The following is a 14,561-nucleotide window of genomic DNA, read 5'->3' on the forward strand; positions in this document are numbered from 1 at the left end:
CCCGGCGGGTCAGCGCAGCGCGTTGCGGCTCGTGGCGGTCGCCCGCAGCACGACACCGTCGGGAACGAAGAGCGCGAGGATGGGCGGATGCCACGTCGCGGTGACGGTGACGCGCGCCGAGACGCCGTCGGGGGTCTCCGCGGAGACGAGCGTGGCCGTCCCGAGCGCCGCGACGAGGTCCGCGGCCTGGTCGCGGACACCGGCGTCGGTGAGCGTCGCGGACGCCTGGCCGCCCTCGACCGTCACGGTGAACCCGTCGGCGCCGGCGAGTGCGGCCGCGTCGGCGACGGCATCCACCCGCTTCTGCGCGAGATACAGGCTCGTGGCGTCCACGCACACGAAGACGAGGGCGAGCGCCAGCACGGCGTAGCCGATCGTGAGGAGCAGCACGCTCCCCTCATCGTCCCGTGGTCGCCGGGTCATCCGGTCCCCCAGAAGCGCGACACCTTCTGCGCCGTCACGGCCTCCACGGGCACCCGGGCGACGCGGTCCAGGTCGAGCACCGGCGGGACGAGCGGAAGCGGGACTGCGGTGGTCAGGGTCACGAGGAGCGTCGCGCCGGCGGACGGGCACGCGGCGCCGGCCGGGCGGCATCCGACGGAGACCTGCACGGCGCCCGGATCGATGCCGTACTCCTGCGTCACCGACGCGAGGATCTCCCGCGCGCGGGCGTCCGCGGTGGCGGCATCCGGGGCCGTCGCGATCGCCCGCGCGATGTGCCGCGACCCCGCCTCGACGCCGAGGGCGTGAGCCTGGATCGAGCCGAGGGCGACGATGAGGTACACGACCGGAACGAGCAGGACGAGGCCCACGAGGATGAACTCGAGCGCGGCCGCGCCGGTGTCCTCGTCAGTCCAGGCTCTCTGCGGGCGCATGACCGGTCACCTCCAGCCCTCCGGTCATGCCGAGCAGCCCGACGAGCGGCAGGGTCGCCGTGACCGTCACCTCGATGATCGGCTGACCGCCCGAGGATGCGTCCCGCGCGCTCACGTCCTGGACGAACACGTCCCCGACCGTGCGGGCGATGATCGCGGTCGTGCGCTCGGCACCGTCCCGCAGGGACGTGTCGGCGAGCGCCGCGTGGTACGCACCCTCGACGGCCGCATCGTGGACGACGTTGCGGACGTAGACGGCGAGGCCGAGCTGCACGACGGCGAGCGTCAGCACCGTCAGGAGCGCACCGACGAGGACGAACTCCACGGGGCTCGAGCCGCGGTCGTCCATCGCCGACCTCAGAAGCCGGAGACGCGGCTGATCGCCTGCTGGAACAGGTCGGCCAGCGCAGGCCCGGCGAGCGCCCAGATCGCGACGACGAGTCCCGCCGTCATGAGCGTCACGAGCACCCAGCCGGGCACGTCGCCGCGTTCGTCGACGAGCGTGTCCTCCCATGCCGCCCTCACACGGCCCCAGCTTGTGCGGATCATCATCCGCCTCCTTTCCGACCGGTCATCCGGTCCCCTCACCCGTCATCCGATACCCAGCCGCAGCATGACGATGCCGGGGAACACGGCGAACAGCACCGACAGCGGGAGGATCAGGAACACCAGCGGGAGGAGCATCGCGATCTCCTTGCGCCCGGCCTGCTCGATGAGGGTGCGCTTGGCGTCCTCCCGCGCGTCGGACGCCTGCGCCTGGAGCACCTGCGCGAGCGGGGCGCCGCGGTCCAGGGCCGCGATGAGCTGATCGAGGGCCCGCGACAGGGCGGGCACGTCGAGCGTCTGCGACAGCTCGCCAAGCGCGTCCGTGAGACTCGACCCCGTACCGGTCGCGAGGACGGCCCGCCGGATCTCGGCGGTGAGGTCCCCCGAGCCCACCTCGCCGATGCGGCGCAGGGCATCCAGCAGGCTCTCCCCGGCCGCGAGGCACAGGGCGAGGAACTCCAGCACGGTCGGCAGCTGCTCCTCGACGCGGGCGACCCGCCGCCGTGCGGCGCCGGTCAGGTGCACGTCGCACAGCACGGCGCCCGCGCATCCGAGGATCGGCGGCGCGAGCGCCGCGGCCGCGGGATTGCCCGCGCTCAGCACGGCGGCGACGGCGAGCGCTCCCCCGACCGCGACGCCGGCCACCGCCCACGCGAGCTGCCGGGCGCGGAAGGCGACGGCATCCTGCGCCCAGCCGGCCTGCCGGAGCCGGCGGTTGAGCGCCTCCGCCCCACCGAGCCCGGCGATGAGCCGGTCACGCCGGACCCGCCACACACCGAGCCCGACGGGCGGGGCGAGCGGGGTGAGGCCGAGCGGATCCGCGACGTCGCGCACGTAGGGCGCGATGCGCCGCGCGAGGCTCGGCGCCGCCCAGCGCGGCACCCGCTGGGCGGCCAGCAGCACGCCGGCTGCGAACGCGCCGCCGAGGACGATCGCGAGGGCCGCCTGCGTGATCATCCGAACCACCGCCGGGGCTCGGACAGGCGGCCGACCCGGAGCATGAGGCGGTAGGCGAGGACCGACACGGCCGCACCGGTGAGGATCACGACGACGCCTTGCGCACTGGAGTACGCCGCCGCGCCCTCGGGCCGCATCGACAGCAGCACGAGCACGATCCACGGCGCGACGACGCCGAGGACGGCGGCTCCTCGGATCCACGACTGGCGGGCCTCGACCTCGGCGCGCAGTGCCGCATCGGCGCGCACGGATGACGACAGCGCGCGCAGCACGGTGGTGAGCTCGGTCCCGCCCACCTGGCGCGCCATCCGGAGCGTCTCGATGATGCGGTCGCCGACCGGATCGCCGAGCGCGGACTTCAGGCGCAGGGCGCTGGAGTCGAAATGACCGGATGCCGCGACGTCGCCGGCGAATGCGGAGAAGGCCGGACGCAGCGGCGCCGGTGCCGACGTCGCGAGCGCGGCGACGGCATCCGGCAGGGACATGCCGGCACGGACGGACGCGACGAGGAGGTCGCATACATCGGGCCACAGCGCCCGGCGCGACCGGAGCAGCCGGCGAGCCCGGCCGCGCAGCCACACGGTGGGGGCGGCGGCCCCGACGAGCGCCGCGACGAGCGCCACCGCCGCCAGCGCGGTGAGGAGCCAGGCGACGGCGGCCGCGAGAACGGCGGCGCCGGCGGACAGGACGAGGAGGCGACCGGCGGGCGTATGCGCGAACCCGGCGGCCTCGAGCATGCGGGCGACGCGCCCGGGGGCGCGGGGCGGCGCCGCCGTCGTCCGCGGCGGCCAGAGCCACGGGGACAGCGTCAGCAGCAGCCCGGCGGCGAGGGTCGCGCCCCACACGATGATCATGTCCGCGCCGTCATGCCCAGGCCCAGACGGTTTCGGTCTCGGCGACCCCGTCGGCGACGCGGCCGGTGGGGGCGACGACCTCGGAGACGAAGCGCCGGCCGTCGGCGGCACGCGCGCAGTGCACCACGAGGTGCACGGAGGAGGCGATCGCCGGCACGACGAACCCGGCGCCGATGTTCCGGCCCGCAAGCAGCGGCAGGGCAGCGAGCTTGCGCAGCGCCTCCCCGGCGGAGTTGGCGTGCAGCGTCGCGGCGCCCGGCACGCCGGTGTTGAGCGCGAGGAGCAGGTCGAGCGCCTCGGCGTCGCGGACCTCCCCGACCACGAGCCGGTCCGGTCGCATCCGGAGCGCCTCCTTCACGAGGCGACGGAGCGTCACCTCCCCGGTCCCCTCGAGGCTCGGCTGGCGTCCCTGCATCGCGACGATGTCGGGGGCGCGCACGGCCAACTCGAACGTCTCCTCGACCGTGACGATGCGGTGGTGGGCGGGGCACGCCGCGATGAGCGCGCCGAGGAGGGTCGTCTTGCCCGCCGCCGTCGCCCCCGACACGAGCACGGTGCGGCCGTCCGCCATCGCGGTCCGCAGCAGGTCGGCGATCTCCGGCGGCATGGAGCCGATCGCGACGAGGTCGTCGAGCCCGCGGTAGGCGGGGAGGAACTTCCGGATGTTGACGGCCCAGTGCCGCCGGGTGATGTCGGGGATGACGACGTGCAGCCGGGAGCCGTCGGGCAGGGACGCGTCGACGAACGGCTGGCTGAGGTCGACGCGCCGGCCGGTGGCGTGCAGCATCCGCTCGACGAGATCGCGGACGGCGTCGTCGGTCAGGACGACGGGGGCGCGTTCGCTGCGACCGGCCCGTGCGACGTACACGCGGTCCGGCGCGTTGATCCACACCTCCTCGACGCCCGGGTCGTCGAGGAGCGCCTGCAGCGGGCCGTATCCCGCGACGCTCGCGAGCACGTCGCGGACGCAGGCCGCTTCGTCGTCGATGAGCTCGCCGCCGCGCCCGAGCGCATAGTCGTTGTGCCGCCGCACCTCGGCGCGCACGATCAGGGCAGCCCGGTCCGGCTCCCGCGCCGGATCGATCTGCTCGGCGCGCAGGCGCTCGCGCACGCGCTCGGCGACGGTCCGGGTCGCCGGCGCGACGTTCGGAGACAGCGACGCCAGGCTCACCCGAGGCATCCTGACAAGCCCTGGGCACGCCCGAGCAAGTTATCCACATCTTCCGGTGCTTGCTTTGTGGTCCGACCACAGCGACAATGGAGTGTGCTCACCGTTCCGCAGACTCTGACGGCGCAGGCCGATGCCGCGATCCACAAGACCGAGGGCCTGCGCGCTCCCGTGCGCTTCCTCGTCTCGGGGATGCTCGCCGGCGCCTATGTGGGCGTGGCCGTCGTCCTGATGGTCAGCGCTGCGGGGCCCTTCGCCGCCGCGGGCGAACCCGCCGTCAAGCTCGTGAGCGGCCTCGTCTTCGGGGTCGCGCTCACGCTCGTCGTCTTCGCGGGCGCGGAGCTCGTGACGTCCGCGATGATGATCCTCGCCCAGGGAACGCTCATGCGGGCGGTCCGCCCCCTCCCTGCCCTCGGGGCGCTGCTGTTCACCTTCGGCGCGAACATCCTGGGTTCGGCGGTCTTCGGCGGTCTCGTCGTCGCCTCCGGCGTCCTGCACTCCAACGCCGCCGCGGGCGAGATGATCCAGGACCTCCTGGCCGCGAAGGCGACCGAATCGCCCGCCGAGCTGTTCGTCCGCGGCATCCTCTGCAACATCCTCGTGTGCCTCGCGATCTGGATGTGCAACCGCCTCACCACCGACGGACCGAAGCTCGCCGTCATCTTCTGGGCGCTGCTCGCCTTCATCGCCTCCGGCTTCGAGCACGTCGTCGCGAACATGACGACGTACTCCATCGGCCTCTTCGGCGGCTACGAGCATGCGACGTGGGGGCTCTTCGGCGGGAACCTGCTCTGGGTCGGTCTCGGCAACCTCATCGGCGGCGCCGTGTTCATCGGCGCCGCGTACTGGTTCGTCGGCGGTTCGCCGCGCTGGGACCGTCAGCTCGATCAGGCGCTCCCCCGCCCCGACGACGCCGCCGTCGAGGCCTGACGCGCTCACTAGACTGAGGCTTCCGCGGGAGTGGTGAAATCGGCAGACACGCAGGATTTAGGTTCCTGTGCCTTCGGGCGTGTGGGTTCAAGTCCCACCTTCCGCACGAGCCGGTTAGGCTGGAATCTGCTGACCGCCGACCGCACGCACGACCGACGGGACCCCTGTGCACTCCATCGCTCTCATCCCCTGGCTCGACCCCGAACTGATCATCACGACGGCGGGCCCCTGGGCCCTCGTCGTCGTGTGCTTCATCGTCTTCGCCGAGACCGGTCTGCTGATCGGATTCCTCCTGCCGGGCGACACGCTGCTCGTCATCTCCGGTCTGCTCTCGCACCCGCAGGACTACGCCCCCAACGGCGTCTTCGGCATCAGCGTCTGGTGGGTGGCGCTGCTCATCGGACTCGCGGCGTTCGTCGGCGGTGAAGTCGGGTTCTTCATCGGCCACAAGGGCGGCCCGGCGATCTTCGAGCGCAAGGAGTCCGGCCTGTTCAGCCGGAAGAACGTCGAGCGCACCAACGCGTTCTTCGAGCGGTACGGCGGGCTGACGATCATCCTGGCCCGCTTCGTGCCCATCGTCCGCACGTTCGCGCCGGTCGCGGCCGGTGTCGGGCACATGCACAAGGGCAAGTACACGCTGTACAACCTCATCGGTGCGGTCCTCTGGGGCTTCGGCCTCACGATGTTCGGCTACCTCATCGGGTTCATTCCGCCGGTGGCATGGTTCGTGTCGGAGTACATCGACCTCATCCTGCTGGCCGCCGTCGGCGGCACGGCGCTGATCACGGTCTGGCACTACTTCTCCGAGCGGTACAAGGCCCGCAAGGCCGCCGCCGCCGGCGAGGACGTCGTCGTCGACCACGACGAGGCCGAGGCGCTGGTCCTCGACCCCGAGGTCTTCGACAAGGAGCCGGAGTTCGGCCGGCACGACGGCGACGGCACCGAGCCGCCCCGCGCGCAGGTCTGACTCAGGACGCCTTCTTCGTCGCCTTCTTCGCAGGCGTCTTCGCCGTGCTCTTCTTGGCGGGGGCCTTCTCCGCGGTCTTGTCGGCGGATTTCGCGGCCGGCTTCTTCGCCGCCGGCTTCGGGTCCTCCGCCGCCGCAGGCTTCGCGGTGCTCTCCCCGCGCGCCGCGCGGCTGCGCTCCACGCTCGCTCGGAGGGCCGCCATGAGGTCGATCACCTCGCCACCCGTGTCGGCCTCTTCGCGGTCGCCGAAGGTCTCCGACGTGTCCAGCGCGTCGCCCTGCTCGAGCTTCGCCTCGATCAGGGTCCGCAGCTCCTTCTGATACTCGTCGACGAATTCGTCGGGATCGAAGTCGCTCGAGAAGCTCTCCACGAGGGATGCCGACAGCTCGAGCTCCTTCTCGGAGATCTTCACCGGCGCGTCGAGCCCTGGGAATGCGGCCTCGCGCACCTCATCCGCCCAGAGCAGCGTCTGCAGCACCAGCACGTCGCCGCGGACGCGCAGGGCCGCGAGCCGCGTCTTCTGCCGCAGCGAGAAGCGCACGACGGCGGTGCGGTCGGTCTGCTCGAGCGTCTTCCGCAGCAGCACGTAGGCCTTCGGCGATGCGGAATCCGGTTCGAGGTAGTACGCACGGTCGAGGGTGAGCAGGTCGATCTGCTCGCTCGGCACGAACTCCACCACCTCGATCTCCCGGCTGCGCTCGGAGGGCAGGGAGGCGAGGTCGTCGGAGGTCAGGACGACCGTGCGCTCCCCGTCGTCGTAGGCCTTGTCGATCTCGGCGTACGGCACGACCTCGCCGTCGATCTCGCAGATCCGCTGGTACCGGATGCGCCCTCCGTCGGCCGCGTGCACCTGGTGCAGCGACACGTCGTGGTCTTCGGTGGCGGAGTAGACCTTGACCGGCACGTTGACGAGGCCGAAGGTCAGGGCACCCTTCCAGATCGCTCTCATTCCCCCAGTACACACCGCGTGGACCGATTCGGGCCAGAGGTTGCGCACTAGCCTTTCGTCATGGCAGGTGAGGGACAGCTCGTGCGCGTCGGCGACCGCCGCCTGCGACTGACGAACCTCGACAAGGTGCTCTACCCCGACACCGGGACGACCAAGGGCGAGGTCATCGACTACGTCACCCGCATCGCCCCCCTGCTGATCCCGCACGTGAGCGGCCGCCCCGTGACGCGGAAGCGCTGGCCCGAGGGGGTCGACGCGCCCCCGTTCTTCGCGAAGGACCTCGAGCCCGGCGCGCCGGCCTGGATCCCCCGGCATCCCATCGACCACTCGACAGGGGCGAAGGACTACCCGCTCGTCGAGGACGTGCCGACCCTCGTCTACCTCGCGCAGGTCGCGAGCCTCGAGCTGCACGTGCCGCAATGGCGGTTCGACGCGCACGGCGCCCGGCGCAACCCCGACCGGATCGTGCTGGACCTCGACCCCGGCCCCGGCGTCGGGCTCGCTGAGTGTGCGGAGGTGGCGCGCTGGTCGCGGGAGATCCTCACCGGGATGGGCCTCGACCCCTTCCCCGTGACGAGCGGCAGCAAGGGCATCCACCTCTACGCGCACCTGGACGGGACGCGGACGAGCGACGAGATCTCCGCGTTCGCGAAGGAGCTGGCCCGGCTCCTGGAGGCCGATCACCCCGACCTCGTCGTGTCGCAGATGTCCAAGAGCGCCCGGCCCGGCAAGGTGTTCCTGGACTGGAGCCAGAACAACGGGTCGAAGACGACGATCGCGCCGTACTCGCTGCGCGGCCGGGACCACCCGATGATCGCCGCGCCCCGGTCGTGGGAGGAGCTGGCAGACCCCGGCCTCCGGCATCTCCGCTTCGATGAGATGCTCGAGCGCACGGACGAGGTCGGCGACCTCCTCGCGCCTCTCGCTCCGGTGGCCGCCTCGGCGGCCTCGGCCGGGTCGACCGGGAGCCTCGCCTCGTACATCGCCAAGCGCGACGCGGCACGCACGCCCGAGCCGGTCCCGGCCTCCCCCGCTCCGGGCGGCGACCCCGGCCCAGGCGCGGCGCGGTTCGTCATCCAGGAGCATCACGCGAGCCGGCTGCACTGGGACCTGCGTCTGGAGCGGGACGGCGTGCTCGTCAGCTGGGCCGTGCCGCGCGGCATCCCGGTCACGACGGAGAAGAACAACCTCGCGGTCATGACCGAGCCGCATCCGCTCAGCTACCTCGACTTCTCCGGCGAGATCCCGAAGGGCGAGTACGGCGCCGGCACGATGACGATCTGGGACCGCGGCGTCTACGACGCGGAGAAGTGGCGCGACGACGAGGTGATCTTCACCGCCGCGGGCGCCGAGGGCGGGCCGCTCGGCACCGTGCGGCTCGCGCTCATCCGCACGCAGGGCGCGGGCGAGAAGTCGCAGTGGCTGCTGCACCGCATGAAGGATGCCGCGCCTGCGGCGCCCGTGGCTGCCGCGGTGCCTGTGGCTGCGGCGGTGCCCGGGCGCGCACGGCCCCGGTCGCGCGGCGCCGCCCCGGACGCGGCACCCATGCTCGCGACGCCGTCCACCTCTACCCGGGCGGCGCAGGCCGCGCGGCGCTGGGGTGAGCCGTGGGTGGAGTTCAAGTGGGACGGCATCCGCGCGATCGGCGTGTGGGACGGGGAGCGCCTGCGGATGCGGGCGCGCAGCGGCACCGACATCACGGCCCGCTACCCCGAGCTGACCGGCGTCGACGTCGGTCTCGGGCCCGGGCCTGCGGTCGTCGACGGCGAGGTCGTCGCGTACGACGAGCGCGGGCGACCGAGCTTCCATCGGCTGCAGAGCCGCATGCACCTGACGAGGCCGCGGGAAATCGAGCGCGAGGCGCGTCGAACCCCCGTCACGTACGTCCTGTTCGACGTGCTGTCGGTGGGCGGGCTGGATGTCATGGACCGGCCCCTCACCGAACGCCGCGCTCTGCTCGAGGACCTCGTCGCGGGCGCCGATGCGGCCGTCGTCGTCCCGCCGGTGGCCGACGACCTCGACGCGGCGCTCGCGACGGCGACGGCGCTGGAGCTGGAGGGCGTCGTCGTGAAGGATCCGCGGTCGCGCTACCGTCCGGGGTCCCGGTCGGAGGAGTGGCTCAAGGTGAAGCTGACCCGCACGCAGGACGTCGTGATCGGCGCGATCCGCCCCGGGAAGGGCGGCCGCACGGGCACCATCGGGTCGCTGCTGCTCGGGATCCCCGGCCCGGACGGCCTGCAGTACGTCGGCCGAGTGGGCTCCGGATTCAGCGAGGCCACGCTGCGGCTGCTGGAGTCGCAGCTTCAGCCGCTGCGGACCGACGAGAACCCGATGGTCGGCGTCCCGCGGGCGGACGCGTCGGACGCCCTGTGGGTGCGCCCGGAACTCGTCGCCGAGGTCGAGTTCGCCGAGTTCACCCCGGGCGGCACACTGCGTCACGCGCGGTGGCGCGGACTGCGCCCCGACGTGCGTCCCGAGGACGTGGTGCGGGAGGACGTCTGAGGCCCCGATCCGACGCGAGCACGCCCACCGATCAGAACGGGGGCGGATCGTGCTCGACGGAGACACCCTCCGGCACGAACCGGACGGTCGCCGGCGGTCGGTCGCGATACCGGCGCCCCGTCGGCGCGATCCACTCGATGACCCCGCCGGAGAGCTGCCGCACCCGCCAGGCGGTGGCGTGCTTGTCGGTGTGGTGCCGGCGGCAGAACAGGGCGAGATTGCCGACGGCGGTCGCGCCGCCGCGCGCGGCGTCCACCGTATGGTCGAGGTCGCAGCGGTGCGCCGCCCGCCGGCATCCGGGCGTCCGGCAGCGCTCGTCGCGGACGGCGTGGTATCTCCGCAGCTCCGCGGAGGACCGGTAGCGATCCACGGCGAGGACGGCGCCGGTATGCGGGTCGGTGAAGACGCGATCCCAGCCGGGCGCCGCGAAGGCCAGTCGCCGGGCGAGCTCCGGATCGATGGGGCCGTACCCCGCGAGCAGAGCGGGTTCACTCCCGACGCCGGCGAGCGTCAACGCCGGCACCGTGATGTGGATGCGCGCGGCGATCGCGCCCAGGTCGGTGCCGTGCGCGATCGGCGTTCCGCCGAGCAGAAGGTCGGCGAGGACGTCGGCGCGCGCCTGGTCCATCGTGCGCGGGTCGGCCCCGTTCCCGCCCTGGGCCAGGCGTTCGCGGCGGATCCCGGGCCCTGTGCGAACGCAGGCGGGCGCCGCGACGTCGGCGCTCTCTGCGCCCGCCGGGTCGGCGGCGCCCGCCGGATCGCCCTCCTCGCCCTGCTGAGGTGCGAGCACCGCGCGGGCCATCTCGGTGAGGCGGTCGCGGATGCCGTAGGCGAGCGGGGCGGGCAGGTCGGCGATGAGCCGCGCCATCCCCTCGTCGAGGTCGTAGACGCGCACCGACCGGTCATCGGCGGCGCGCGTCAGCCGGTCCTGGAAGGTGTCGGGGTCGACGGCGGCGGCCAGCGCCCGCACGATGGGGACGAGCCGTCCCGGCGATTCGGTCTCGGCGGCCGCGAGGGCGAGATCCTCGTAGCGGGCGAGCCGGTCGGGATCACCGATGGCCAGGCCCGCCCGCACGATCGCCCAGGCGTGGGGCGCGTCGATGCGGCCCTCCTCCCAGGCTGCGAGGGTCCGCGGCAGCCGTCCGACAAGGATCGCCGCGTCGCTCATCCGCCCCTGGACGGTGCGGTCGCTGGCCCGCATGGCCATGCCGAGTTCGAGCGCCACCTCGCGGAGCGGGAGGTCGGCCTGCGATCGTCCCTGCGCGCGGGACTCGGCCGTCCGGGCGATCACGAGTTCGGTCGCGTCGGCGAGGAGCCGCGCCTCCGCGGCCTGCAGCGCCGCCACGCGGCGTCGCGTGTCGATCAGGGTCGGCACCAGCGCGTCCAGCGCCGGCCAGCCGAGCGCGTCACCGACCGGGTCCTGGACCGGATCCTCTTCGTGCCCCATGGCGACCTCCTGCGAGCGTCGCTCGCGTCAGCGGCTCCCGCGGATGGGCACGTGCGGGATGTTCTGTCTCCAGAGTAGGGACCCCCTCCGACATCGCGATCGACACCCGGATCGCCAGCGCGCCTCACGTGTGCGCGTCGTGGTCCTCGTGTCCCGCCGGCTCGAGCTGGAACGTCGAGTGCTCCACGTCGAAGTGATCGGCGAGGCAGGTCTGCAGGCGCGTCAGCAGCTCCCCGGAACGCCCCTCCGCCATGACGTACGGCGCGACGACGACGTGCGCCGTGAACACCGGCGCCCCGCGCGTCAGCTGCCACACGTGCACATCGTGCGCGTCGACGACGCCGGGGGTGCCGAGGAGGTGCGAGCGGATGAGCGCCGGGTCGGTGTCCTTGGGGGCGCGCTCCCCCAGCACCTCGAACACCTCGCGCAGCAGCACGACGGCCCGCGGCAGGATCATCGCCGCGATGACGAGCGACGCGAGCGCGTCCGCCGGCATCCACCCCGTCAGGGCGATCACGATCGCCGCGACGATGACGACGGCCGAACCGATCAGGTCGCCGAGCACCTCGAGGTAGGCACCGCGCACGTTGATGCTGCGGCGCTGGGCCGCGCTCAGCAGGTACATCGAGACGCCGTTCGCGACGAGGCCCACGGCGGCCACGATCAGCATGAGACCGCCGTCGACGACCGCGTTGTCCGCCCGCACGAGCCGGCCGACCGCCTCGACGACGATCCACGCGCACAGGACGATGAGGATGACGGCGTTCGCGAGCGCGCCGAACACCTCGGCGCGCTGGAACCCGTAGGTGTGCCGGTCGTTCGCCGGGCGCGCCGCGATGACGCTCGCGATGAGCGCGATGACGAGCGCGGAGCTGTCGGTGAACATGTGCGCCGCGTCGGCCAGCAGCGCCAGCGACCCGGTGAGCACGGCGCCGGCGATCTGCACGATCATGACGGTCGCGGTGAGCGCGAGCGACATGGCGAGGAGCCGCTGATTGCTCGCCCCGCGGATGCCGTTCGGCGCGTGGTCGTGCATGCTCCGAGGCTATGCCCGCGGCGCACTCCGCGAGCGCATTGCGCGCCAATCGGGAATGAGTCCGGTTCTCACCTGGGGCGCGCCGCCCGCGAGGCCGCCGGCGCCTAGGACAGCTCGGTCAGCAGGGGCGTGAGCGCGGCGAACGCGCGGGCGCGATGCGAAACCGCGTTCTTCTCCTCCGCCGACCACTGCGCGACGGTGCGCTCCGGCGCCTCCTGCCCGTCCGGGATGAAGACCGGGTCGTAGCCGAACCCGCCCTCACCGGCCGGCGCCGTCGCGAGCCGGCCCGGCCAGATGCCTTCGACGACCTGCTCCGACTCGCCGTGGACGATCGCGATCGTGGAGACGAACTGCGCGGTGCGGTTCGGGTCGGCGATGTCGGACAGCTGGTCCAGCAGCAGCTCGAGGTTCGCCATCGCATCCTTCCGGTGCCCCGCCCAGTAGGCGGAGAACGGCCCGGGAGCCCCGCCGAGCGCGTCCACGCAGATGCCGGAGTCGTCGGCGAGGGAGGGTAGGCCGGTGTGCGCCGCCGCCGCGCGCGCCTTGATGAGCGCGTTCTGCGCGAACGTCACGCCGTCCTCGACGGGCTCCGGGCCGTCGTAGCCGATGACCTCCAGGTCGGGCCGCGTCGCGGCGACGATCGCCTGGAACTCGGCGACCTTGTGCAGGTTGTGCGTCGCCAGGACGATCTGGCGTCCCGCCGTGGCATCCAGCAGCGTCACGCCGCGTCCACCGCGAGGGCCGCGGTCTGCGCATCACGCAGCGTCGCGCAGCCGGCGACCCCGAGCTCGAGCAGCGCGTCGAGTTCGCGCTTGTCGAAGGGCGCGCCCTCCGCGGTGCCCTGCACCTCGACGAACAGGCCGCGGCCGGTGACGACGACGTTCATGTCGGTCTCGGCGCGCACGTCCTCGACGTAGGCGAGGTCGAGCATGGGCTCGCCGTCGATGATCCCGACGGAGACGGCGGCGACCGAGTCGATGAGCGCCTTGGCGTTCTTGCCGACGAAGCCCTTCGCGCGGCCCCACTCGATCGCGTCGGCCAGGGCGACGTACGCTCCCGTGATCGCCGCGGTGCGCGTGCCGCCGTCGGCCTGCAGCACATCGCAGTCGATCACGATCGTGTTCTCGCCGAGCGCCTTCGTGTCGACGACGGCGCGGAGGGCCCGGCCGATGAGGCGGGAGATCTCGTGCGTGCGGCCCCCGATGCGGCCCTTGACCGCCTCCCGGTCGTTGCGGGAGTTCGTCGCGCGCGGGAGCATCGCGTACTCGGCGGTGACCCAGCCCTTGCCCTTGCCGGTGAGCCAGCGCGGGACGCCGTTCGTGAACGACGCCGTGCACAGCACCTTCGTCCCGCCGAACGAGATGAGCGCCGAGCCCTCCGCGTGCGCGCTCCAGCCGCGTTCGATCGTGACGGGGCGGAGGTCGTCGACGGCGCGGCCGTCGGCGCGGGTGATCTCGGTCATGTTTTCCTCTCAGGCCCGGGCGGGCGGCAGGTCGATGGCGCCGGTCTGCACGAGGCGGACGGCGGACACCTCGCGCCCCATCAGGCGGTGCGCGAGGCTCAGGAAGTCGTCGGCGGAGTCGCCGGTGGCCTCGTAGACGTGGGTGGGGACGGCCGTGGGGCTCGCGAGCAGGTCGCGGGAGACGAGCTGGCGGTAGACGTCCTTCGCCGTCTCGGTGTCGCTGGAGACGAGCGAGACGTCGGGGCCCATGACATAGCTGATCGCGCCCTCGAGGAACGGGTAGTGCGTGCAGCCGAGGACGAGCGTGTCGACGCCGGCGTGGCGCAGCGGCGCGAGGTACTCCTCCGCGACGGCGAGCACCTCCGGCGAGCCGGTGACACCGGCTTCGACGAACTCGACGAACCGGGGGCAGGCCTGCGCGAAGACGGTGAGGGTCTGATCGACCCCCAGCATGTCCTGGTACACCCCCGAGCCGATCGTCCCGGCGGTGCCGATGACGCCGATGCGGCGGTTGCGGGTCGTGGAGACGGCGGTGCGGACGGCGGGCCCGATGACCTCGACGACCGGCACGTCGTAGCGCTCCCGCGCATCGCGCAGCATCGCGGCGGATGCTGTGTTGCAGGCGATGACGAGCATCTTCACGCCCTCGTCGACGAGCGTGTCGAGCACCTCGAGCGAGTAGCGGCGCACGTCGGCGATGGGCTTCGGACCGTACGGCGAGTGGGCCGTGTCGCCGATGTACAGCACCGATTCGCTCGGCAGGAGCTGGGAGACGGCGCGAGCCACCGTGAGCCCGCCGACACCGGAGTCGAAGATCCCGATCGGCGCGTCATCCACGATCGTCCACCCTACCCGTCCTCGGTAGAGT

Annotated in this window: 16 protein-coding genes and 1 tRNA gene; 4 read left to right on the plus strand and 13 right to left on the minus strand. The window is 72.8% G+C overall.

The window, feature by feature from the left end; genetic code table 11:
* Window positions 1-9 precede the first annotated feature (9 nt).
* From MSA03_RS00890 to MSA03_RS00920, 7 genes are read right to left on the minus strand one after another with little or no spacing between them, the layout of a single operon-like run.
* Window positions 10-423 carry a pilus assembly protein TadG-related protein gene (locus MSA03_RS00890; RefSeq protein ID WP_147049306.1) on the minus strand — a complete coding sequence of 138 codons (414 nt, stop codon included), beginning with the start codon at window positions 421-423 and terminating at the stop codon, window positions 10-12.
* A complete protein-coding gene (locus MSA03_RS00895; protein ID WP_028495321.1) occupies window positions 420-875 on the minus strand; it encodes a hypothetical protein in 456 nt (151 codons plus the stop codon). Before MSA03_RS00895 ends, MSA03_RS00890 begins: the two co-directional genes overlap by 4 nt.
* The gene (locus tag MSA03_RS00900) at window positions 850-1,224 is read right to left on the minus strand and encodes a TadE/TadG family type IV pilus assembly protein (RefSeq protein ID WP_028495320.1); all 375 of its coding nucleotides are present in this window, start codon (window positions 1,222-1,224) and stop codon (window positions 850-852) included. The genes MSA03_RS00895 and MSA03_RS00900 overlap by 26 nt, the downstream gene beginning before the upstream one ends.
* A gap of 8 nt (window positions 1,225-1,232) precedes the next feature.
* The gene (locus MSA03_RS00905) at window positions 1,233-1,424 is read right to left on the minus strand and encodes a hypothetical protein (protein WP_028495319.1); all 192 of its coding nucleotides are present in this window, start codon (window positions 1,422-1,424) and stop codon (window positions 1,233-1,235) included.
* A 42-nt stretch (window positions 1,425-1,466) separates the two neighbouring features.
* Complete coding sequence (locus MSA03_RS00910; protein WP_147049307.1) at window positions 1,467-2,378, minus strand: type II secretion system F family protein; 912 nt, start codon at window positions 2,376-2,378, stop codon at window positions 1,467-1,469.
* Complete coding sequence (locus MSA03_RS00915; RefSeq protein WP_147049308.1) at window positions 2,375-3,232, minus strand: type II secretion system F family protein; 858 nt, start codon at window positions 3,230-3,232, stop codon at window positions 2,375-2,377. The genes MSA03_RS00910 and MSA03_RS00915 overlap by 4 nt, the downstream gene beginning before the upstream one ends.
* A 10-nt stretch (window positions 3,233-3,242) precedes the next feature.
* On the minus strand, window positions 3,243-4,403 hold the full coding sequence (locus tag MSA03_RS00920) for a TadA family conjugal transfer-associated ATPase (protein ID WP_244946264.1): 1,161 nt from the start codon (window positions 4,401-4,403) through the stop codon (window positions 3,243-3,245).
* Window positions 4,404-4,496: 93 nt separating this feature from the next.
* Here MSA03_RS00920 and MSA03_RS00925 point away from each other — a divergent pair, with 93 nt between their 5' ends.
* From MSA03_RS00925 to MSA03_RS00935, 3 genes are all read left to right on the plus strand, one after another.
* Window positions 4,497-5,330, plus strand: coding sequence for a formate/nitrite transporter family protein (locus MSA03_RS00925; protein ID WP_028495315.1), 834 nt, complete (start codon window positions 4,497-4,499; stop codon window positions 5,328-5,330).
* 24 nt (window positions 5,331-5,354) lie between these two features.
* Window positions 5,355-5,436 (plus strand) — tRNA-Leu (locus MSA03_RS00930).
* 60 nt (window positions 5,437-5,496) lie between these two features.
* Complete coding sequence (locus tag MSA03_RS00935; protein WP_028495314.1) at window positions 5,497-6,297, plus strand: DedA family protein; 801 nt, start codon at window positions 5,497-5,499, stop codon at window positions 6,295-6,297.
* Window position 6,298: 1 nt separating this feature from the next.
* On the opposite strand, the gene ku is transcribed toward MSA03_RS00935, so the two are convergent.
* A complete protein-coding gene (gene ku, locus MSA03_RS00940) occupies window positions 6,299-7,246 on the minus strand; it encodes a non-homologous end joining protein Ku (protein ID WP_147049310.1) in 948 nt (315 codons plus the stop codon).
* 60 nt (window positions 7,247-7,306) lie between these two features.
* Here ku and MSA03_RS00945 point away from each other — a divergent pair, with 60 nt between their 5' ends.
* On the plus strand, window positions 7,307-9,748 hold the full coding sequence (locus MSA03_RS00945) for an ATP-dependent DNA ligase (protein WP_147049311.1): 2,442 nt from the start codon (window positions 7,307-7,309) through the stop codon (window positions 9,746-9,748).
* A gap of 31 nt (window positions 9,749-9,779) precedes the next feature.
* Here MSA03_RS00945 and MSA03_RS00950 read toward each other — a convergent pair whose 3' ends face one another.
* From MSA03_RS00950 to murI, 5 genes are all read right to left on the minus strand, one after another.
* Entirely contained in the window at window positions 9,780-11,195 is a 1,416-nt protein-coding gene (locus MSA03_RS00950) for an HNH endonuclease signature motif containing protein (protein WP_147049312.1), read from the minus strand.
* 124 nt (window positions 11,196-11,319) lie between these two features.
* Window positions 11,320-12,231, minus strand: a complete 912-nt coding sequence (locus MSA03_RS00955; RefSeq protein WP_147049313.1) for a cation diffusion facilitator family transporter — start codon at window positions 12,229-12,231, stop codon at window positions 11,320-11,322.
* Between the two features lie 104 nt (window positions 12,232-12,335).
* Window positions 12,336-12,953 (minus strand): RdgB/HAM1 family non-canonical purine NTP pyrophosphatase, encoded by a 618-nt coding sequence (gene rdgB, locus MSA03_RS00960; protein ID WP_244946265.1) that lies wholly within the window; start codon window positions 12,951-12,953, stop codon window positions 12,336-12,338.
* Window positions 12,950-13,693, minus strand: a complete 744-nt coding sequence (gene rph, locus MSA03_RS00965) for a ribonuclease PH (RefSeq protein ID WP_028495308.1) — start codon at window positions 13,691-13,693, stop codon at window positions 12,950-12,952. Before rph ends, rdgB begins: the two co-directional genes overlap by 4 nt.
* A gap of 9 nt (window positions 13,694-13,702) precedes the next feature.
* Window positions 13,703-14,530: a glutamate racemase gene (gene murI, locus MSA03_RS00970; protein WP_147049314.1), complete on the minus strand. Its 828-nt coding sequence runs from the start codon at window positions 14,528-14,530 to the stop codon at window positions 13,703-13,705.
* Window positions 14,531-14,561: the final 31 nt, after the last annotated feature.

The organism is Microbacterium saccharophilum, from assembly GCF_007992455.1.
GTDB lineage: Bacteria > Actinomycetota > Actinomycetes > Actinomycetales > Microbacteriaceae > Microbacterium > Microbacterium saccharophilum.